The organism is Bacillus sp. LL01, assembly GCF_001037965.1.
On the sequence record NZ_LFEL01000008.1, the window covers coordinates 58,079 to 78,117 of the forward strand.

The following is a 20,039-nucleotide window of genomic DNA, read 5'->3' on the forward strand; positions in this document are numbered from 1 at the left end:
CTATTTAGTAAGTACAAAAATTCCAACCCGACAACTTCTACCCCATCCCTTCACCGCATAAAATTAATTCATCCAGAAAAAAACATTGCATTTCACACTCACCTGTTGTAAATTAGTACAATAATTAAATTGTTCAGAAAATTAAATAGTGAACTTTCTTATCCAGAGAGGTTGAGGGAATGGCCCGAAGACACCTCAGCAACCAGCAGCGCTCGATTAAACGGACGCTGAAAAGGTGCTAATTCCAGTGAGCTGTGATGCTTACAGAGATGAGAAGAATGTACTTTCAATGGAAAAGTCTTCTTCTTATAGAAGGCTTTTTCTTTTTATTCAGCCGTTTCGTATCTCTAAAACTCCCCTGTTGCTTTCCGCTTCAGGTGTTCGCTTTCCACGGGGCGACCTTGAGCCTCCTCGGGCTATGCCTTGCGGGGTCTCAAGATTGTCGCTTCTCCCCCGTAGGAGTCTCACACCTTGCACTTCAAGCAACAGGGGGAGACAGAATCCCCCTTCCCTCTGGCTAAAAGAAATCGTCACTTACACATATAGGAGGCCTATTCATGTATAAAACGGAAACGAAGCTTGCGCAAATTGGAAACAGATCAGAGACTGCCACTGGAACCGTGAATCCGCCTGTTTATTTTTCCACTGCCTATCGCCATGAGGGCATCGGACAATCGACAGGATATGACTATACTAGAACCGGAAATCCCACGCGCCATGTGTTGGAAAAAGCGATTGCGGACCTGGAAAGCGGCGACCAAGGGTTTGCCTGTAGCTCCGGCATGGCGGCAATCCTGACAATCCTTTCCCTGTTCAAATCCGGTGACCACCTCATCGTGTGCAAAGATCTGTACGGCGGGACGTACCGCCTTTTTGAAGAAGGCTATAAAAAATGGGGACTGTGTTGTAGCTATGTGGATACGACCGACCTTTCACAAATCGAAGACGCAATCACTCCACAGACGAAGGCCATTTTTGTGGAGACTCCAACAAATCCCCTGATGGTAGAAACAGATCTCGAAGCCGTTTCCCAGCTTGCGAAAGCACACGGAATCCTTCTAATCTGTGACAATACTTTCTACACTCCTGTTCTATTAAACCCCATTAGATTAGGCGCAGACATTGTCATTCATAGTGCAACCAAGTACCTTGGCGGGCATAATGATGTACTTGCAGGCCTCATTGTGGCAAAAGGCGCAGAGCTTTGTCAATCACTTGCCCTTCATCATAACGCAGCGGGAGCGGTGCTTAGTCCATTCGACTCGTGGCTCTTGATCCGCGGGATGAAAACCCTATCCCTTCGCATGGAACGGCATGAAAAGAATGCGAAGCGGATCGCGGAATACCTTAGCCGGCACGATGCCATCACAGATGTACTTTATCCGGGAAGAGGAGGCATGCTCTCCTTCCGCTTACAAGACGAGGCGTGGGTAAACCCGTTGCTTCAGAATCTCACCCTCATCACTTTCGCCGAAAGCCTTGGCGGTGTGGAAAGCTTCGTCACGTATCCAGCCACCCAGACACATGCGGACATACCGGAAGAGATTCGCATCCAGACCGGTGTATGCAACAGGCTTTTGCGCTTTTCTGTTGGCATTGAAGACGCAGAAGACTTGATCCGAGATTTAGAGGAGGCGCTCAAGGCCGCTTCCATCCAAAAGGAGGTCCTATCGTGAGCCATTCTTTTCAAACGAAGCTGTTGCACAATCGCCATAAGTTTGACAAGAGCAATGGTGCGGTCAGTGTGTCAATCCAGCATGCTTCCACCTTCCATCAATCTGATATCGATTCCTTTGGCAAATATGATTATGGACGTTCTGCGAATCCGACCAGGGAGGCCCTCGAAGAAACGATCGCCAATTTGGAGGAAGGAACGAGAGGCTTTGCCTTTTCATCCGGAATGGCGGCGATCTCGACTGCTTTCCTCCTTCTCTCACAAGGAGATCACGTACTGATTTCAGAAGACGTGTATGGAGGCACCTACCGGATGGTATCAGAGGTGCTGATCCGCTACGGTGTGGAGCATTCTTTTGTGGATATGACTGATTTGGATAAAGTGAAAGCAGCCATACAGCCCAACACCAAGCTTTTTTACGTGGAAACGCCATCGAATCCTCTGTTGAAGGTAACGGACATCACGGCCATCTCCACCCTAGCCAAATCAACGGGAGCATGGACGTTCGTGGACAATACCTTCCTAACGCCAGCCTTACAAAAGCCGCTTGATCTCGGAGCAGATCTTGTCCTTCACAGCGCAACGAAGTTCCTCTCCGGACACAGCGATGTTGTGGCAGGCCTTGCGGTGGCAAAGGATCCGATCCTTGCCGACCGGCTTGCCTTTTTACAAAATTCCTTCGGGGCCGTACTAGGTGTTCAAGATGCATGGCTTGTCTTAAGAGGACTGAAAACGTTGCACGTAAGACTTGAGCAGTCTCAGAAATCAGCATATAAAATAGCAAGTTACTTAGAAAAGCACCCTGCCGTGAAGAACGTGTATTTTCCAGGCCTGACGACACATCCAGGTTTCACGCTACAACACAGGCAAGCGCAAGGACCTGGGGCTGTACTTTCATTTGAACTGCATAGCGAGGAAGACTTGCGGAAATTTGTTGGTCAGGTGGAGATCCCTGTGTTTGCCGTTAGCTTAGGGGCTGTGGAATCGATTCTCTCCTTCCCGGCGAAAATGTCCCATGCGGCTATGCCTGAAGCAGAACGGCTGAAACGTGGCATCTCGAACTCTCTGCTCCGCCTGTCAGTTGGTCTAGAGAGTGCGGATGATCTGATAGAAGACTTTGAACAGGCATTACAACTTATAGCTACAACAAGAAGCGCAAACCAAGAACAACGGAGGGTGTATCATGGGAATCTTAGATAGTTTACAGCAAGACAAAATACTGATTGCAGACGGCGCGATGGGGACCCTCCTCTATTCCTTCGGCTCGGATTGTTGCTTTGAAGAGCTGAATCTATCGCATCCGAGCCAGATCTACAACATCCATAAGGCTTATCTAAATGCGGGTGCCAACCTCATCCAGACGAACACGTATGCGGCGAACTACCATAAGCTGGAGCGCTACGGTCTGCAGGATCAGGTGAAAGAGATAAACAGCGCAGCGGTCAGGCTAGCCAAAAAAGCGGTGGCAGATCACCCTGATGCCCATGTGGTCGGTACCATCGGCGGCATCCGTGCCATTAAACCTGAAGCCATCCCACTTGAGGAAATCAAACGCACCTTCCGCGAGCAGCTCTACTGCCTGCTGCTTGAAGGGGTGGACGGCATCCTACTAGAAACCTTCTATGACCTTGAAGAGCTGGAGACAGTTCTCCAGATTGCCAGAAAAGAAACGAACCTGCCCATCATCGCTCAGGTGTCCCTGCAGGAGGTCGGCCATTTACAAAATCGCGTGCATATCACGGATGCCCTGAACCGTTTGGAATCACTTGGTGCTGATATTGTCGGGCTGAATTGCCGCTTGGGCCCGTATCATATGATTTCAACGCTTGAGGAGGTATCGATTCCAAAACATGCCTACCTTTCCGCCTACCCGAATTCTAGTCTTCCCTCCTATGTCGATGGGAAGCTCGAGTACGAGAGTGACGCGGAATATTTTAAAGAAACGGCATTGGCCTTTCGGGACCAGGGCGTGAGATTGCTAGGGGGCTGTTGCGGGACGACGCCCGCTCATATCCAGGCTTTCTCCGAGGCGCTTCGTGATGTGGCTCCTTTAAAAGAGAAGCAGGTCAAGCGAAAAGAACGAAAAATTATCATCCCTTCGCAAAAGAAGAACGTGCCGACACCTATTTTTGAAAAGGCAAAAAAGGAGCAATCCATCATCGTGGAGCTTGATCCTCCACGCAAATTGAACACAGAGAAATTCATGAGTGGCGCCCAGGCATTAAAGGATGCGGGCATCGATGCTCTCACGTTAGCGGACAATTCCCTTGCCTCCCCAAGGGTCTGCAATACGGCCCTCGGCTCCATCGTCAAATCAGATATCGGCTTGAGGCCGCTCATTCATATCACCTGCCGCGACCGCAACCTAATTGGCCTGCAATCCCATCTGATGGGACTGCACCAGCTTGGCATTCACGATGTGCTGGCAGTGACCGGCGATCCGACGAAGGTTGGCGATTTTCCCGGCGCCTCCTCCGTCTATGATGTGACATCTTTCGGTCTGATCAATATGATCAAGCAGTTCAACCAAGGAGTTTCCCTTTCCGGAAAAGAGCTAGGCGAACAAACCAACTTCTCTGTCGGAGCTGCCTTCAACCCGAACGTCCGCGTCATCGATAAGGCGGTCGAACGTCTTGAGAAAAAAATAGAAGCAGGCGCAGACTACTTTATTAGTCAGCCCGTCTTTTCAGAGGAAAAATTACTTGAAGTCTATCATGCTACCAAACATATTGATGCTCCAATCTACATTGGCATTATGCCGTTGATCAGCAGTAGGAATGCGAATTTCCTTCACCATGAGGTGCCGGGAATCAAGCTGACTCCACAGGTGCTTGAGGCGATGAATCGTCACCAAAATGACCCGCAACAGGCAAGCCTTGAGGGGCTGAACATTGCGAAGGGTTTGCTTGATGTGGCACTTGAACTATTCAATGGCATCTACCTGATTACACCGTTCATGCGCTATGAACTAACAGTAGAGCTTGCCACCTATGCAAAAAAATATGGTCCGTTCCATTCATCCAGGAGGGTTCAAAATGTCTAAACCTATCACATTACTAGAACAGCAACTACAAAAGAAAATAATGATCATGGACGGCGCCATGGGAACGATGCTGCAGCAAGCAAATCTCACGCCCGATGACTTTGGCGGCGAGGAATACGACGGCTGTAACGAAAACTTGAATATCACCGTACCCGAAGTCATTGAACGCATCCATGTGGAATATTTGAACGCAGGTGCCGATATCGTGGAGACCAATACTTTTGGCGGGACCGATCTTGTTCTTGATGAATATGAACTAGGTTACAAAGCCTATGAGATCAATAGATTGGGAGCGGAAATCGCCAAACGGGCAACAGCACAAGTGTCCACCCCGGAGTGGCCCCGCTTTGTTGCAGGCTCCATTGGTCCAACAACGAAGACACTGAGCGTTACAGGCGGAACAACATTTGACGAATTGACCTCCTCCTATGAGGAACAGGCGCGCGGCTTGTTAGATGGCGGTTCCGACTGTCTTTTAGTGGAGACAAGCCAGGACTTGCTGAACGTGAAATGCGCGTTCCTTGGCATCCAGCGTGCTTTTGAAAAAACGGGTGTCACTGTTCCTATCATCATCTCCGGCACCATCGAACCGATGGGAACCACCCTTGCCGGGCAAGCTATTGATGCATTCTACGTTTCGGTGGAGCACATGAAGCCTCTTGCGGTCGGGCTAAACTGTGCGACAGGCCCTGAGTTCATGCAGGATCACATCCGTACGCTTTCCAACCTGTCCAAAAGTGCGGTCAGCTGCTATCCGAATGCCGGCTTGCCGGATGAGGAAGGTCATTACCATGAAACGCCCCAGTCCCTTGCCACCAAGCTTTCCGGCTTTGCAGAGCAGGGCTGGCTGAATATTGTCGGAGGCTGTTGCGGAACGACGCCAGACCATATCCGTGCGATTGCGGATGCAATGAAGGGTTTCAAACCGCGAACTACGACCGTTTCCGACTACCATAGCGTATCAGGGATTGAGTCGTTCATCTATGACGACCCTTCCCTACGTCCAATCATGGTCGGGGAACGAACCAATGTCATCGGCTCCCGTAAGTTTAAGAGATTGATAGCGGAGAAAAAGTTTGAAGAGGCAGCCGAAGTGGCACGTGCACAGGTCAAAGGTGGCGCTCACGTCATTGATATCTGCCTTGCTGATCCTGATCGCGATGAACTCGAGGACATGGAAGCTTTTGTACAAGAGGTCGTGAAAAAAGTGAAGGCACCGCTTGTCATCGATTCCACGGACGAAGAGGTCATCGAGGCCGCTTTGAAGTACTCGCAAGGAAAAGCGATCATTAATTCCATCAACCTCGAGGACGGCGAGGAGCGCTTTGAAGCGATTGTTCCTTTGGTTCATAAATACGGGGCGGCACTTGTTGTCGGGACGATTGACGAGGTAGGAATGGGTGTTTCCGCCGAAAGGAAGCTTGAGATTGCCAAGCGTTCGTATGATTTGCTCGTCAACAAATACAAAGTCTCTCCTACCGATATCATTTTCGATCCACTCGTCTTCCCTGTCGGTACTGGTGACGAGCAATATATCGGTTCAGCCAATGCGACCGTCGAGGGAATTCGTCTGATAAAAGAACATTTTCCTTCCTGTCTGACGATACTTGGTGTCAGCAATGTCTCATTCGGTCTTCCACCGGTCGGCCGTGAAGTGCTCAATGCGGTGTATCTCTATCATTGCACACAAGCCGGCCTTGATTATGCGATTGTTAACACGGAAAAGTTGGAGCGTTTCGCCTCCATCCCAGCAGAAGAAATCGAGATGGCCGGGAAGCTGCTATTTAAAACAACGGATGAATCTCTGGCATTATTCACTGATTTTTACCGCGGGAAAAAGAAAGAGACAAAATCGAATATTCCCGATATGCCACTTGAAGAACGGCTCGCCTACTATGTAGTGGAAGGAACAAAAGAGGGGCTTCTGCCTGACCTTGAGCTTGCTTTGGCAGCTTACCCAGCCCCGCTCGAGATTATCAATGGCCCCCTGATGAACGGGATGAAGGAAGTCGGCCGACTGTTTAACGACAACCAGCTGATCGTCGCGGAAGTTCTGCAAAGCGCAGAGGTTATGAAAGCGTCCGTTGCTTTCCTAGAGCCGCACATGGAAGCGAATGATACCTCCTCCTCTAAGGGAAAGGTCCTACTCGCTACCGTCAAAGGGGACGTTCATGACATCGGGAAGAATCTGGTCGACATCATTTTGAGCAATAACGGCTTTGATGTGGTGGACTTGGGGATTAAAGTCAACTCCACTGATCTGATTCAGGCAATCAAAAGAGAAAAACCGGATATCGTCGGGTTGTCCGGACTGCTCGTGAAATCCGCCCAACAAATGGTTTTAACAGCGCAGGATATGAAGCAGTCGGAAATTTCGGTGCCAATTTTAGTGGGAGGGGCTGCTTTATCCCGGAAATTTACGGACAACAAGATCTCGAAGGAATATGAAGGGCTTGTCTTGTACGCAAAGGACGCGATGAACGGTTTGTCATTGGCCAACCAGCTCCGTTCACCAGAAGAGTTGGAGGTGTTGGTTACCGAACAGGCAGAGAAGCGGAAGAAGCGGAGTGAGGCGGAGGCGTTAAAACCTGTCGGTGAGGTTGCAGATTCTGCCGTAGCGACGGCGGTAAAGGTCCGCTCCAATGTATCTCGCGATGTTCGTGTATTTACACCGAGCGATACGAAGCGCCATCTGCTACGGAATATTTCGGTATCCCATGTGGAGCCATACATTAATATGCAGATGTTGATCGGCCACCATCTTGGGGTGAAGGGGAAAATTGAGAAGTTGATTGCAGAGAAAGATGAACGCACCTTGCAGGTGAAAGAGGTCGTGGATCATCTGTTAACAGAAGCGAAGCTGAAAAAACTGATCACTCCTGCTGCAGTGTACCAATACTTCCCGGCCCAATCGGAAGGTAATACCTTATTCATCTACGACCCGGACGACACGTCCAAGGTGATTGAGCAGTTCGATTTTCCGAGGCAGGAAAAAGCACCTCACCTGTGTCTATCCGATTATGTGAAATCTCGTGAAAGTGGCGTCATGGACTATGTAGGACTGTTTGCGGTTACTGCCGGGAGGGGAATTCGCGAATTGGGTGCCGCTTATAAAAAGGAAGGCCGCTTTTTGGAAAGCCATGCTCTCCAGGCGTTGGCACTCGAGACTGCGGAAGGCCTCGCAGAACTCGTCCACCAGCAGATGCGCGATCGCTGGGGCTTCCCAGATCCGGTCAGCTCTACGATGAAGGAACGCTTTTCTGCCAAGTATCAAGGCCAGCGCTTCTCGTTCGGCTACCCAGCGTGTCCTAATCTGGATGACCAGCAGAAGCTGTTCAAGCTGATCCAGCCGGAGGATATCGGAGTGGAATTGACGGACGGGTGCATGATGGAACCGGAAGCATCGGTGTCGGCGATTGTGTTTGCGCATCCGGAGGCTAGGTATTTTAATGTGTTGTAAATGAGAAACCCCACGTGGCTGCGTGGGGTTTTTTTTGAACGAACGTTTGATTAAAAGGTTCGCTTCTTTCCTTCGGCTTCCAAAATGACGCTGAAATAACTATCCGATCCGGAAAAAAGTTGCTCCTTTTCTAATTTCAGCTCTCGCTTCACGATTATTGGATTCCGGTCCTGTTTAAAGACGGTCACCTCTAATGGACCTTCATTGTTCAGATAGTGTGACCAAATTGCATGCTCCTCTTCATAAAAAGTGAGCATGAATGTCACATCCTCCTCGCTATGATTTTGAAAATATAGTTCACAGTGAACTGTCATCACGGATGTTCTATCCATAGACTCATAGGTACACTTGCTCTTTTCTCGATCATAGGAAATCGCATCAATGCCCGAAGCAAAAGTATTCTGGTATGTCTCTGCAATTTTAAACGGCCCAAATACAAATAAAAGAACTGCCAATAGGACAGCGCGACCACGATATTTCTTCATAGCCCGCCCCAAAAAGACCAGCCCCAGGATTAGAATGGATATGATAAGCATTCCAAAATAAACCGGCCCTTCCACCGTACGGGTAGGAATTCCCAATACAACAGTCAGCTCAGGTCCATATGGTGCACTAAGTTTAAAAGGAAAGGACATAATCATCGCGATAAGAATCAATAATACAGAAACATATAAGGCTGGTTTATTTTTGAACATGTAGTACCTGCTTTCTTTTTTCTCATTGGAACCTATTTCTATAAAAATGGTAAAATACCTTTTGATTGAGAGCTAATTTATGGAGAAGGGGAGTTGCTTGAGAATACTTGCTTATAAAAAAAACGGCTGAATAAGGCAGCCGTTTCGCTAATCATTAATTTACTTTAACACCTAAGTCATTAAAGAAATGCTCCACTGGAAGGTAATTAATTTGTAAGTCCCTTGGGTTTCCTCTCACTTTATAGGTCAACTCCATTATATCACCTGCCAGTTTATAGGAATCCACGTTTTCGTTGTAACCACCTTTTTCAAGTAAAGTTACAAATCCTACTATATATTCCACAGGCAAGCTCCCTTTTGAAATCCTGATTGTTACTTCATCGGGGCTTTGTACTATTTGATTGACCTTAATTCTTTGGCCCATGACTTCCATCGTCGTACCCTTTTCCAGACTTTGCGTAATTTCTTGTGAATCCCCTTTTCTGATAAAAGGAATTGCTTTCGTTTCCGTAACATCGCGTAAAGGAGCAAAGCGTCCTTGAAATCCTATTTCCTCCTTTACAGGCGATTTATAGCCCCATCCTAAACCATTTGAGGTTGAAACTTTAATGGATCCATCCCTAGCTGTACCGACTAATGCAAGATCTAGCAAAATCTCCTCTTGAATATCCCCAAAATGTTCTGGTAGACGGATACTGCCAATCAGTTCTAATTTAGACATCGTTTCCTTTAGATAATCTACTTTTAACCAGACACCAGCTTGATTTTCTGTTTCATTCATTACGTCCCTATCCGTGTGGCCGGAACCTTTATCAATGGTATATTGAAAATGCACTTCTTCTTTTTGGCCATATTGCTCATTCATGAAAATGAGCCTTAGTTCGAAGTTTTCATCCTCGATGAAAAAGTCCGAATGCTCAAAGTAAAATATCCCCTGCTCCACGTGTTTTGGATCTAATTCCATGAATCTGGAAGAATAATAGCCAGTTCCATCCCTATCCGCAGCGGAAAGATGAACAAGCACATTCCCTTCAAATGGGGTTTCCGCCTCCATTTGATAACCTACCATCACGACACCCGCATCGTAATATGCTTCCTTCACTTCTACCTTCACATTTGAGGTTTCCTCTTCAAGGTTTAAAAGATTGATTCTTCCCTCCTTGGCAATTTGCTGCATTCCCGTAATGCTACCACCGTAGTTGTAAATTATCCCCTTTTGGTAACCAAATCCAGAAGTGCTGTCTGTATCCCAGAAGTTTGATTGAAGCAGGACCGCGATAATCCCGATGACCAGTACGGCAACACCATTCATTTTAATTGCTTGTAACTTGGAGGACTTTTTCCGTTCCCGCTTCTGTCCGATCTCCAACGCTTTCTGAACCCTCGCATCCAGCTCTTTCTTAGGAACATAAATCTCCTCAAACTCCGATTTGATTTCTCGGCTAAGCTTCTCCATACTTCTCTCCCCCTTCTTCAAGTTCTGCTTTCACCTGGGCCAATGTCCTATGTAGCTGTGATTTGATCGTCCCTTCAGGCTTTTTAAAGATTTGCGCCATCTCCTTGATGGAGTAACCATAGGTAAACCTCATCATCAGTAAGCTCCGCTGTTCTGGTTTGAGCCTTTCTAGCACTTCTGCCAGGTCCAACTTATGTATGGAAAGGTGGGTTTCCTTGACGGACTGTTCATGCTTTTCTACATCGAGGAGGGTTATTTTCTTCCTTCGTCGCAATTCGTTGATTGCGGTGTTGATTAGAATACGTGTCATCCAAGTGGAAAAATATTGAGGATTTTCTAGTTTCGGGAACGCTTTGTATGCGTTGATGATCGCCTCTTGTACCACGTCCAATGCATCCTGTTCATTTTTGACATAGGCATAGGCTATTTTATATAGTTTTTCCTGCTCATTCTTTATCAGGGACTCGAATGTCGGGCCACTTGCGGACGATTTGAACAATGCTTTTAATCTTTTCAATTTGCTGTGACCTCCTTTCCCTTATTAGACAAGCGACTTTTGAAAAACGTTCCATGTAAGCTAGCAAAATTTCGATGAGGTTGGGTAAAAGTGGGGTGTTTATGGAGCGAAGCGGCGGGATTATTGCGGAGGAAGCATAAAATACTTCTAAAAAAAATGGATATCGTGAAAACTGAGGAATATATCATTAAAAAATGAGATTTATCATGAAATTTTGAACTATATCAGGAAAAATCAAAATATATTAGGAAATTCTGGAATATATCAAGAAATCTCACCAAATCCCCCAGCAGCTACCCCCTATTCAAAAAACCCCGGCCATCACATCATCCACCCGGCCGGGGTTCCCAAAAATATCCTACAATTTAAACCTCTTAATCAACTCACTCAAATCCTCACTCATTGCAAGCAACTCTTCAGCTGAATAAGCAATGCTGCTGATCGCCTTCACTTGCTCATCTGTTGATGCTGCAATTTCTTCCGTACCTGCAGCGGACTGCTCGGCAATGGCGGAGATACTTTGAACGGAGGCAAGCACCTCTTCCTTCGACTCATTCATCGCGTTCATGTTAGCCATAATACTCTCGATGAATCCGACAATGGAACGAATGTTGGTGGCAATTTCCCCAAAGGATTCACCGGTATCCTTTACAGCAGCACTTTGCTCTCCGGAGATTCGCTTCGTTCTTTCCATCTCATCCAAAATAACTTTGGACTCTTCCTGGATGCTCGAAATCGTCTCTTTAATGTGATGAGTCGAGTCGGCGGTCTGCTCGGCCAGCTTTCTTACTTCCGTTGCTACGACCGCAAATCCACGGCCATGTTCGCCGGCACGGGCCGCTTCAATGCTTGCGTTTAACGCCAAGAGATTCGTTTGATTGGAAATTTCGTTGATGGAGTGGGTTATTTCTTCGATACTATTAATCTTCTCCGTAAACTGGGTCATCAACGCATTGAGACTCATCACGATCTCTGTTGATTCATGTGTATGTCCCTGAAGGACTTCTAGTTTCCTAACACCCGTTTCATTAGCCGCAATGATTTGTCCAGAAAGTGCATCCAAGGTCTCTTGTTTTGATAAAACATCTTCTATATTTTCCGCAAGATTTTGTGTGCGTGAGCTGGTGCCCTCAAGGTCGGTTGCCTGTTGAACCGCTCCTTTTGAAAGCTCTTCAATCGCACGGTTCATCTCTTCACTTGTTGCAGAAACCTCTTCCGTTACGGCACTCATGTCCTCCACGGATGCCTTCACTTTTTGTGAAGAATCTGCCACTGTTCCGATCATTTCACGCATGTTGACAAGCATTTTTTTAAAGGAGGTCGCCAACACTCCAATTTCATCCTTGGAACGAACCTCAATATCCCCTGTCAAATCTCCGTCAGCCACCTTTGTCACTTCGGAATTCAACTTCAGGATAGGCCTAGTAATGTAGCGAGCTAGTAATATGGTAGAGATACTTGCCACCACCAGAGCGATGATCCCAACGATTATAATGGTTCGCAGAATACCATAAGCTAATTGAAGCATGTCTTTTTCCAAGAATACTCCACCGATTTTCCAGCCTGTTTCATCAATCGTATTAAAGGCTAGAACCCTCTTCTCTCCATTATATGTATATCTCTGCACACCTTCCTTGTCTTCCTGGTAGATGTTATCTATAAAAGGCAAGTCCTGATCCAACAGGTTTTCCCCCATCATGGAAGGGTGCACGAGTGCTACCCCGTAATTGTCCAAAAGAATGCTATAACCACCATATCCCAATTCCTTCTGCGAAACTAATTCCTCCAGAGCGGAAAGGTTAATGTCTGTTGCTAATACACCTTCAACAATTCCGTTAGCTGTAACGGCTTTTGCTAAGGTAATGACTGGCTCATTGGTGCTTGTATCCATATAGACATCCGTATAAATGACTTCACTTGGACTTAGCATGGCATTCACGTACCAGGCCCTTGTGGTCGGATCGAAATCGGCCGGCAGTTCTACAGACGGGGCAGAAAAGAACCCTTTATCCTTCGTAGCTAAGTAAAGCACCTGCATATCAGGATAATTCCCTAACACCTGATTAAATCCCTCTAACATAGTAGCTTCATTTGCGGATGAATCTTCTAGCAGAAAATCGCTGACCAAAGAAGTACTCCCGTAGGAAGTAAGTATATTAGAATAGTTATCTAAGTAAATATGTATGGTCTTTTCCAAATCTTCCATGGCAGCTTCCGCATCTGCTACCACATCCCGATCTATTTTTCCTTTTGCTTGATTATATGTAATCAATCCAACACTGGCAATTATCAGAAATATAAGTAGCAGAAACGAAAAGACCAGCTTGCCTCGTAATGATTTAAACATGTATTTGTCTCCTTTGTTTTTAACAGATAAACCTTTTATCGACATAGGAATTTAAATGTTAAGAAACACAGGAGAAGTCAGTATTTTCTCAATACTTAAAGCCTAGAAGTCACAAGCGCTCCCATACCAACAACTATATACAAAATCATCAGATACACAGCAAGCATTCCCACTTCCACTGTTTCCACCCTAAGGAACACAAGTGTCATTACAACAGCTCCACTACCAATCAACACGACATACAGGGCTCCCAAGAGATAGCATTTCATCAATAGTACACTGCGCTCATCAAATTCCGGTAACTTACGCTTCCTTTTTTCACGTAAGAACATGAACAAGAGCACTATGACAAGCCCTCCTAACGTACCACTGAACATTGATAGTAGAAGGCTATAATCAAAGACCCCTTCTTCCCTTCCAATCAAATATATCCCGAAAGCTCCACCTATTTGCGTGCAAATTAAGATGATTCCCCACGTCAACCAGAACCATTTCTTTTTATTCTTCATCCCCTATTCCTCCTCTTTTTTCTCTTCCAGATAAAACATTTCCTCAATCGGCACATCAAAATAGGCAATCAATTTGAGGGCCAGTTCCAGGCTGGGATTATACTTATTCTTCTCGATGGCATTCACCGTTTGCCTGGTGATCTGCAGGTCCTCGGCCATCTTGATTTGGGTGATTCCACGTTTTTGCCGAATTTCCTTAATGTGATTAATTACTGCCACGGGCTTCCCCTCCATAAAAGGTAAAGGTATCTTTACATTTACTATAAACAAAAAAAGAAGACATGTAAAGATATCTTTACACGTCTCCTCTTAAAATTTACACAGTCGCTTTCCGTTCCATCAAATTCAACCCGATTCCCATGAAAAGCACTCCCATAAAAAATAGAACGGAGGCAGGCAATAGAAATTGAGACCAGGACCAATCTAACAGTGTTGCTCCCTTCAGCATTTCCATCCCGTAGGTCATCGGGATCAATTTGGACAAGGTGAGCAAAGCTTCTGACTGAACAATTTCAAGCGGCCAATAGGCTCCGCCAATCATGGCCATACTCACCGATATGAGAGGGATGACAGCATCCAATTGCCTCGTATTGGTAGCAAGCGCACTAATGAGCACCCCAAGAGAGACAATCGCAAACAAAAATGGAATGACCACTATCAGAACCAATGGATATCCCCCGTACAAGTTCACTCCGAGGACGAAATGAAAGAAGGAATAGATTAGTGCGAGTTGCGCATACCCCAGCAGAAAGCTGAAACTCACATGCCCCATGTATAGCTGCACTTTTGTTAACGGAGAAAGGACCATCCGATTCCAGATTCCATTCCTCTTCTGCTCCAAAATGGTACTCACGGTAAAGGTTACGGTGAAGATGACAAAGAAAAGCGAGAATCCGAACAATGCCTGCAGCGAGGAGTCATAGATGAACTCGCTCTCTTTGAAGGACTTTTCCGAGACGGCAAACAGCCCGCTACTTTCTTCCACTTTCCCCCTTAATTCATCTGAGGTCGCACCCAGGCTTTGAGCTGCGGCGTTTAAGGTACTTTCTGTCTTCAGCACATCCGCGACATGGGCTTCGATTAAGGTGATGTTAGGAGTGGTTGCACTCAGGTAAAGTTTGTAGGAATTCCGCTCCACTTGTAACCCCATATCGATAGTAGCTTTTTGGAGTTTTTCTTTTACTGTTGCTTCTTTTTCGGCAATAAAAATGGTGTTCTCTGTTTTCTCATTCAAGGCCTTGATTAGTTCTGTTTGTTCCGCTTCAGACAGCTCTGTTGAAAAGACAGGTACCTCCACTGGAGCTGATTGGTTCACCTGCCCAAGTGCCAGGGCGAACACAAACGTTAAGACAATCATTCCGATAACGGCAAACGGCTGCCTTTTTAAGTATTGTAAATGGTTGATTAAAATCGCTCTCACTTAAACCAACCTCCTTTTCGGGAAGATCGGGATGGCTATTAAGAGAAGGCCCAGACTTACCGCTGCCAACCGGAACAGATTACCCGCCACATCTGCCAGCTCTCCACCACTTAATATCTTGAGGTACCCTTGCAGAGCTGCTCCGTTCGGCGTGAAGGAAGCAATGGTAAACATTGTTTCGGAAACTTCGCTCCAAGGGACAAAGCTTCCACCAAGAAAGGCAAATACACTGACAAGAAATCCTGAAAACATCGTGGATATCCGTTGCGTTTCAAAGCGGTAATTCAAGGCAGTGATCAGTACCGCCATCGAACCGACCACAAAACTGAAAAAGAATGTAACCAACAGGAAAGCTACTATATCCGACCAAATCACTTGATAGATAAGAGCCGCTAGACCGTAAAGGGCACACAGTTGGAGAAAGCAGATCAATACAGCTGAAAACCACTTGCTCGACGCGTACATCCATGGGTTTGTATTAGTCAGCAGGATGCGGTCATACACGAACGTGGCCTTTTCGTAATAGGCATAACCGGCAACAAAGGACACGACATATAGAGCAAACATCGTACTCATTCCCACTGCAAAGTAACCGAACGAATCCACCGGCACCGTGCCGTCTACTGTCACTGTCTCTCCCGTCACCTCTGCTATTGTTTGGAAATCAGGAGGTGCCTGGTTTAATAGTTGGGCTTCCTGTGTCAAAACCGTATGAAGACGCATCTGATTCGTGAATTTTTCCACCACATCGGAAATGACGTTGGCTTCAAGTCCCTTATCTTCATTCAGGTAGAGTTCCAATTCATTCGTTGTTTCCTGATTGAAAAACTGCCCCTTCCAGGTTTCGAGTCGAAGGCCTTCAGAAAATTGGAGCACCCCGGCATAGCTGTCATCTGACAGAGTGGCTGCAAGATCTGTTTCTTCTATTACTGTCATCAATTCTTGGAGCTCCTCCTTCATTACTGTATCCACCAGCAATTCAGGCAAGGAGGTCTGTTCGGCAGCTTCCAGAATTGGAGTTCTGGCTGCCTCAGGAATATTCTCTCCTTGCATCCATTCGTTGAACTGATCCAGCTCTGCTTGAAGGTCTCCTTGATCAATCACCGCTACCTGGGCATTCAGGGAAACCTTATCGCTGGCATTTCCACCTAAGGCGAAACCAAGAATGGTGATCAGCACAAATGGCATGGCAAGCAGAATCAATACTTCTTTTTTATCCCTCAGCAAGTGCAGGAGATCTTTTTTAATAAAAGCACTTAACACATTTCAGTCCCCCTAATCCCGAAGCTTACGACCAGTCAGATGCAAAAACACATCTTCAAGGGTCGGGGCTTTTATCTGAATGCCTTTCAGCGGACTGTCCGTCTGCTTAGCTGCATCGAATACGTCTTCTAGGAGGTTGATTTTCTTCGGGGCGAGCAGGATGATTTTCTTTTCTAGGGTGGTAACGGTTGATATTGCCGGGATGGACTCCAACTTCTCGATGAATGCCGGCTTGACCTTCTCCACTTCCACTTCAATGGTGTGCTCAGATGACAGGATATTTTTCACTTCGTCCTTTGTTCCGGAGGCTATCACTTCGCCGCGGTCCATGATATAGATGCGTTGGCAGAGGAACTCTACTTCCTCCATGTAGTGGCTTGTGTAAAGGACCGTTATCCCTTTTTCCTCGTTCAGCTTTTTCACCGTTTCGAGGATATAATTTCGTGATTGAGGATCGATTCCCACAGTCGGTTCATCCATGATTAAAATTTCCGGTCTGTGAAGCAGTGCCACTGCAATATTGAGACGACGCTTCATCCCTCCGGAAAATTGCTTCACCGGTTCTTTTTGCCGCTGTTCCAGTCCTACTAAGGTCAGGACTTCTTCTATACGCTGTTTTAATTCACTTTTGGGCAGCTTGTAGATCTTCCCAAAAAAACTCATATTTTCGTAGGCTGTAAGTTCCGGGAACACGGCAATCTCCTGCGGTACAACACCAAGGATTTCTCGGAGGTGCTGCGGTTGCTCTTTGACGCTTTCCCCTTTGAGTAATACATCTCCACTCGTCGGTATGACGAGTGAGGAGAGCATAGAGATGGTGGTGGACTTTCCGGCTCCGTTCGGACCAAGCAGTCCTACAGTTTCTCCTTTTTCCAAATATAGATTTACGCCTTTAACGGCTTGTGTGTTTTTGAAAGTTTTGGTCAGTTGAATTGCTTCTAGCATCTTTTGTAGACCCCCTTTGTACTTCTACTATACTATCGGCGGGAGGGGAGTTAACCTGAAGAAGGTCATGAGTTTTTAGGGGTGAGGGTGACTTTGGTCATTTTTGAGCTGGACCCTTACTATACAAAAAAGAAGTGAAGCATCTGCCTCACCCCTACACAATTCCATTCCGAATCGCAAATATCGCCAGCTGTGTGCGATCCCTCAACCCATGCTTCTGCAAAATGACCGTCACATGGTTTTTCACCGTTCCGACAGACAGATGTAGAGCGTCTGCAATTTCCTGGTTATTTTTCCCATCCCCAACAAGCTGGAGAATGGACCGTTCCCTGCTCGTCAGCTCCATCATCTCGGTGACAGTAGGCTCCGGACGGTTAATCAACCTCGGCACCACTTTCCCCGCTACAGACGCATCAATGGAAATCCCGCCATTCAAACAGCTCTCGATCGAAGACAAAAGGCTCGCCGCATCCGCGTCTTTTAAAAGATAGCCCAATGCCCCAAGCTTCAACGCCTCCATTGCATACTCATCGTCTGCAAAAGTGGTCAGTATCAGCACCTTCGCGTTTGGGTCGCGCTGCCTGATGACCTTGGTCGCTTCAATCCCTGTCATGATAGGCATTCGGACATCCATCAGCACAAGATCCACAAGATGCTTCTCATAAGCATCTACCGCTTCCTTCCCCGTGGCAACTTCCGCTACAACGCGAAACGACGGGTTCTGCTCGATCATCATCTTGATTCCCTGTCTGACCAGCGCCTGATCTTCCGCTAGCAATATATTAATCATTTTAGTATGTAACTCCCTTCAGAGGAAAAATCCCCTTTACTGTAAAATAATCCTCGATGACCTCCCGCTCCATTCGTCCGTTCAGCCCTTCCATACGTTTACGCATGTTCTGCAAACCGAACCCTTCCTCTATTGATTGGGAGAATTCCATCTTATTTTCCACTTTGACTTGGAAACTGTGACCGCCAATTATTTCAAGTGTGATGGCGATATCCTTTGAGCTCCCATGACGCATCGCATTTGTGAGCCCTTCCTGCACAAACCGATACACTGCGATATTTTGTTCATTGGTCAAGGGCTGCGAAAGCACCCCTGTTTTGGTGGTCAGCTGCACCCTCATCTGACTTTCAGCTTCCAGCTTTCTGATCAGGTGGATGACAGATGAGATCCCCTGTTCCTCTTCCCCCTGCAAGGCTTTCACCGCTTTTCGCATTCCATCGAGGCTTTCGCGGGCAAGTTGCTTTGACTGTTTCAAAATCGAGGCAACCTTTTCTTCTCCCGCTGCCTGCTCCGCCACTGCCAATTGCATCATGAGCGCCGTCAGCTGATGCCCAACTGAATCATGGATATCCCTTGCTATTCGGTTCCGCTCCTCCACCCTGGCAATCTCCTCATTTTCAAGGACCTGCCTCTTGAGCGCTCGATACTCGACCAACAAACTTTTCCACTCTCTATCAAACTTTTCATTATCATGGAAGTACCTATGGGTAAGGGCCCCTGCCCCGATCAACAAAATCATCAGAAATAAATGGTAGAAAAATAGATCCGTGAATGCCATTACACTCAGAGGTATCGTTAAAGGAAGAAGAACAGCAATCGTTATCATGACTGCCCGTCTTGTTGCTGGTGTTTGTATGCCGTCCACTAATAAAAAATAGAGCAGCAGCCATGGAAGAGCATCAAACGGGGTCAGAATATATTGTTGGATCAGAACTACCACACCGCTTGCAAATAGATACGCAATCCATTTCTCCTTCCAAATTGGCAGGCTAAAATAAAGACCGAGATAGGCTCCGGCTGCTAATAGATAACCAGCCAAAAAGGTACCGGTAATGGAATAGTAGATAGGTGCGGCAAGTAAGATGAGGCATATAAATACGAGCTTTATCCATAGGAGGTTGAGTTTGCTAAGCATAGGAGTCTCCTGCCTGTTTGGTTGCTACCTGTTCGTTCCTGCTGCTCAATGTAGTGCACCCTTTCTTGTTTAAACGAACGTTTGATTAAAAGATTTTCTTGAGTTTTTTCATCGTTGCCTCCGTTGTTAGGCTGCTAAAATGAGTCAGTAGTTGTTCCGTGGCTTCTTCTTTATCAAGCTTGATTCTTTCAATGTTGTTCTTTTCACACCAATGCCCCATGGTTTCATAGGATGTACTGCTCCAGCCGCTCTTTTCCCCATTATTGTCCTGTTTTTCTTTTGTACCGGAAACGACGATGTCGAGATTCCCCTGCAATTCCAATAGAGCCTGATCGAATGCCTTCTTTTTCTCTTTGTCCTTCATGCCAGCTTTCGAGCGCAGAACCCGGGTATCGATTCCTTGGCACTCTGAAATATTAGAGTAGAGATTTAACGCTTCACGGGATACTTGCCCTTTTTCATAACGCTGGTTTACCGTTTCTTTGCTTGCAAGGGCGGTGAGCATGAAAGGCAGCAAGTCCCTAGAGATGAATACTGCTTTTTTTCTAATGAATTTTCCGTAAGCCGCCACCCCGTCTGCTGCAAATTGTGTCCGCCACATCCATGGATCCTGCTCGGTGTCGGAATGCCAAGCTTCTTTTGGAGTGATGCTCCCAAGGGATGGATAGTCATCGAACAGTGGTGCAAGCGGGAGCAGCCCCACCTCGTTGATCACCGCTACCGCCTCTTCATATGTATGGATGGTACGAATTTCTGTAGTCATCATAATTTCTCCTTTATTTTC

16 protein-coding genes and 1 riboswitch are annotated in these 20,039 nt (G+C 46.6%); of the genes, 4 read left to right on the forward strand and 12 right to left on the reverse strand.

Going from position 1 to position 20,039, the window contains the following annotated elements; translation table 11 throughout:
* Positions 1 to 155: 155 nt before the first annotated feature.
* Positions 156 to 276: riboswitch (SAM riboswitch) on the forward strand.
* A gap of 281 nt (positions 277 to 557) precedes the next feature.
* From AB685_RS19340 to metH, 4 genes are read left to right on the forward strand one after another with little or no spacing between them, the layout of a single operon-like run.
* A complete protein-coding gene (locus AB685_RS19340; RefSeq protein ID WP_047972246.1) occupies positions 558 to 1,676 on the forward strand; it encodes a methionine biosynthesis PLP-dependent protein in 1,119 nt (372 codons plus the stop codon).
* On the forward strand, positions 1,673 to 2,875 hold the full coding sequence (gene metC, locus AB685_RS19345; RefSeq protein WP_047972247.1) for a cystathionine beta-lyase: 1,203 nt from the start codon (positions 1,673 to 1,675) through the stop codon (positions 2,873 to 2,875). The genes AB685_RS19340 and metC overlap by 4 nt, the downstream gene beginning before the upstream one ends.
* Positions 2,859 to 4,718 (forward strand): bifunctional homocysteine S-methyltransferase/methylenetetrahydrofolate reductase, encoded by a 1,860-nt coding sequence (locus AB685_RS19350; protein ID WP_047972248.1) that lies wholly within the window; start codon positions 2,859 to 2,861, stop codon positions 4,716 to 4,718. The genes metC and AB685_RS19350 overlap by 17 nt, the downstream gene beginning before the upstream one ends.
* Positions 4,711 to 8,178 (forward strand): methionine synthase, encoded by a 3,468-nt coding sequence (metH, locus tag AB685_RS19355; RefSeq protein WP_047972249.1) that lies wholly within the window; start codon positions 4,711 to 4,713, stop codon positions 8,176 to 8,178. Before AB685_RS19350 ends, metH begins: the two co-directional genes overlap by 8 nt.
* Positions 8,179 to 8,228: 50 nt before the next feature.
* Here the strand turns inward: metH and AB685_RS19360 are convergent, their stop codons facing one another.
* From AB685_RS19360 to AB685_RS19415, 12 genes are all read right to left on the reverse strand, one after another.
* Positions 8,229 to 8,873, reverse strand: a complete 645-nt coding sequence (locus tag AB685_RS19360; protein WP_047972250.1) for a hypothetical protein — start codon at positions 8,871 to 8,873, stop codon at positions 8,229 to 8,231.
* Positions 8,874 to 9,027: 154 nt separating this feature from the next.
* Positions 9,028 to 10,329: a hypothetical protein gene (locus AB685_RS19365; protein ID WP_047972251.1), complete on the reverse strand. Its 1,302-nt coding sequence runs from the start codon at positions 10,327 to 10,329 to the stop codon at positions 9,028 to 9,030.
* A complete protein-coding gene (locus AB685_RS19370; protein ID WP_047972252.1) occupies positions 10,316 to 10,846 on the reverse strand; it encodes a sigma-70 family RNA polymerase sigma factor in 531 nt (176 codons plus the stop codon). Before AB685_RS19370 ends, AB685_RS19365 begins: the two co-directional genes overlap by 14 nt.
* 358 nt (positions 10,847 to 11,204) lie before the next feature.
* Positions 11,205 to 13,193, reverse strand: coding sequence for a methyl-accepting chemotaxis protein (locus AB685_RS19375; protein WP_047972253.1), 1,989 nt, complete (start codon positions 13,191 to 13,193; stop codon positions 11,205 to 11,207).
* A gap of 95 nt (positions 13,194 to 13,288) precedes the next feature.
* A complete protein-coding gene (locus AB685_RS19380) occupies positions 13,289 to 13,702 on the reverse strand; it encodes a hypothetical protein (RefSeq protein ID WP_047972254.1) in 414 nt (137 codons plus the stop codon).
* Positions 13,703 to 13,705: 3 nt separating this feature from the next.
* Entirely contained in the window at positions 13,706 to 13,921 is a 216-nt protein-coding gene (locus AB685_RS19385) for a helix-turn-helix transcriptional regulator (RefSeq protein WP_047972255.1), read from the reverse strand.
* A gap of 97 nt (positions 13,922 to 14,018) precedes the next feature.
* Complete coding sequence (locus AB685_RS19390) at positions 14,019 to 15,122, reverse strand: ABC transporter permease (RefSeq protein ID WP_047972256.1); 1,104 nt, start codon at positions 15,120 to 15,122, stop codon at positions 14,019 to 14,021.
* Positions 15,123 to 16,385, reverse strand: coding sequence for an ABC transporter permease (locus AB685_RS19395; RefSeq protein WP_047972257.1), 1,263 nt, complete (start codon positions 16,383 to 16,385; stop codon positions 15,123 to 15,125).
* 12 nt (positions 16,386 to 16,397) lie between these two features.
* A complete protein-coding gene (locus AB685_RS19400; RefSeq protein ID WP_047972258.1) occupies positions 16,398 to 17,330 on the reverse strand; it encodes an ABC transporter ATP-binding protein in 933 nt (310 codons plus the stop codon).
* A 154-nt stretch (positions 17,331 to 17,484) separates the two neighbouring features.
* Entirely contained in the window at positions 17,485 to 18,120 is a 636-nt protein-coding gene (locus AB685_RS19405) for a response regulator transcription factor (RefSeq protein ID WP_047972259.1), read from the reverse strand.
* Position 18,121: 1 nt separating this feature from the next.
* Positions 18,122 to 19,255, reverse strand: coding sequence for a sensor histidine kinase (locus AB685_RS29835; protein ID WP_053073895.1), 1,134 nt, complete (start codon positions 19,253 to 19,255; stop codon positions 18,122 to 18,124).
* Positions 19,256 to 19,340: 85 nt separating this feature from the next.
* The gene (locus AB685_RS19415) at positions 19,341 to 20,021 is read right to left on the reverse strand and encodes a hypothetical protein (protein ID WP_241773345.1); all 681 of its coding nucleotides are present in this window, start codon (positions 20,019 to 20,021) and stop codon (positions 19,341 to 19,343) included.
* Positions 20,022 to 20,039: the final 18 nt, after the last annotated feature.

Bases quoted from the DNA above. Each gene is read 5' to 3' on its own strand.
- AB685_RS19400 (WP_047972258.1), bottom strand. From the start codon at position 17,330: ATGCTAGAAGCAATTCAACTGACCAAAACTTTCAAAAACACACAAGCC.
- AB685_RS19375 (WP_047972253.1), bottom strand. From the start codon at position 13,193: ATGTTTAAATCATTACGAGGCAAGCTGGTCTTTTCGTTTCTGCTACTT.
- AB685_RS19360 (WP_047972250.1), bottom strand. From the start codon at position 8,873: ATGTTCAAAAATAAACCAGCCTTATATGTTTCTGTATTATTGATTCTT.
- AB685_RS29835 (WP_053073895.1), bottom strand. From the start codon at position 19,255: ATGCTTAGCAAACTCAACCTCCTATGGATAAAGCTCGTATTTATATGC.
- AB685_RS19405 (WP_047972259.1), bottom strand. From the start codon at position 18,120: ATGATTAATATATTGCTAGCGGAAGATCAGGCGCTGGTCAGACAGGGA.
- AB685_RS19365 (WP_047972251.1), bottom strand. From the start codon at position 10,329: ATGGAGAAGCTTAGCCGAGAAATCAAATCGGAGTTTGAGGAGATTTAT.
- AB685_RS19340 (WP_047972246.1), top strand. From the start codon at position 558: ATGTATAAAACGGAAACGAAGCTTGCGCAAATTGGAAACAGATCAGAG.
- AB685_RS19415 (WP_241773345.1), bottom strand. From the start codon at position 20,021: ATGATGACTACAGAAATTCGTACCATCCATACATATGAAGAGGCGGTA.
- AB685_RS19380 (WP_047972254.1), bottom strand. From the start codon at position 13,702: ATGAAGAATAAAAAGAAATGGTTCTGGTTGACGTGGGGAATCATCTTA.
- AB685_RS19350 (WP_047972248.1), top strand. From the start codon at position 2,859: ATGGGAATCTTAGATAGTTTACAGCAAGACAAAATACTGATTGCAGAC.
- metH (WP_047972249.1), top strand. From the start codon at position 4,711: ATGTCTAAACCTATCACATTACTAGAACAGCAACTACAAAAGAAAATA.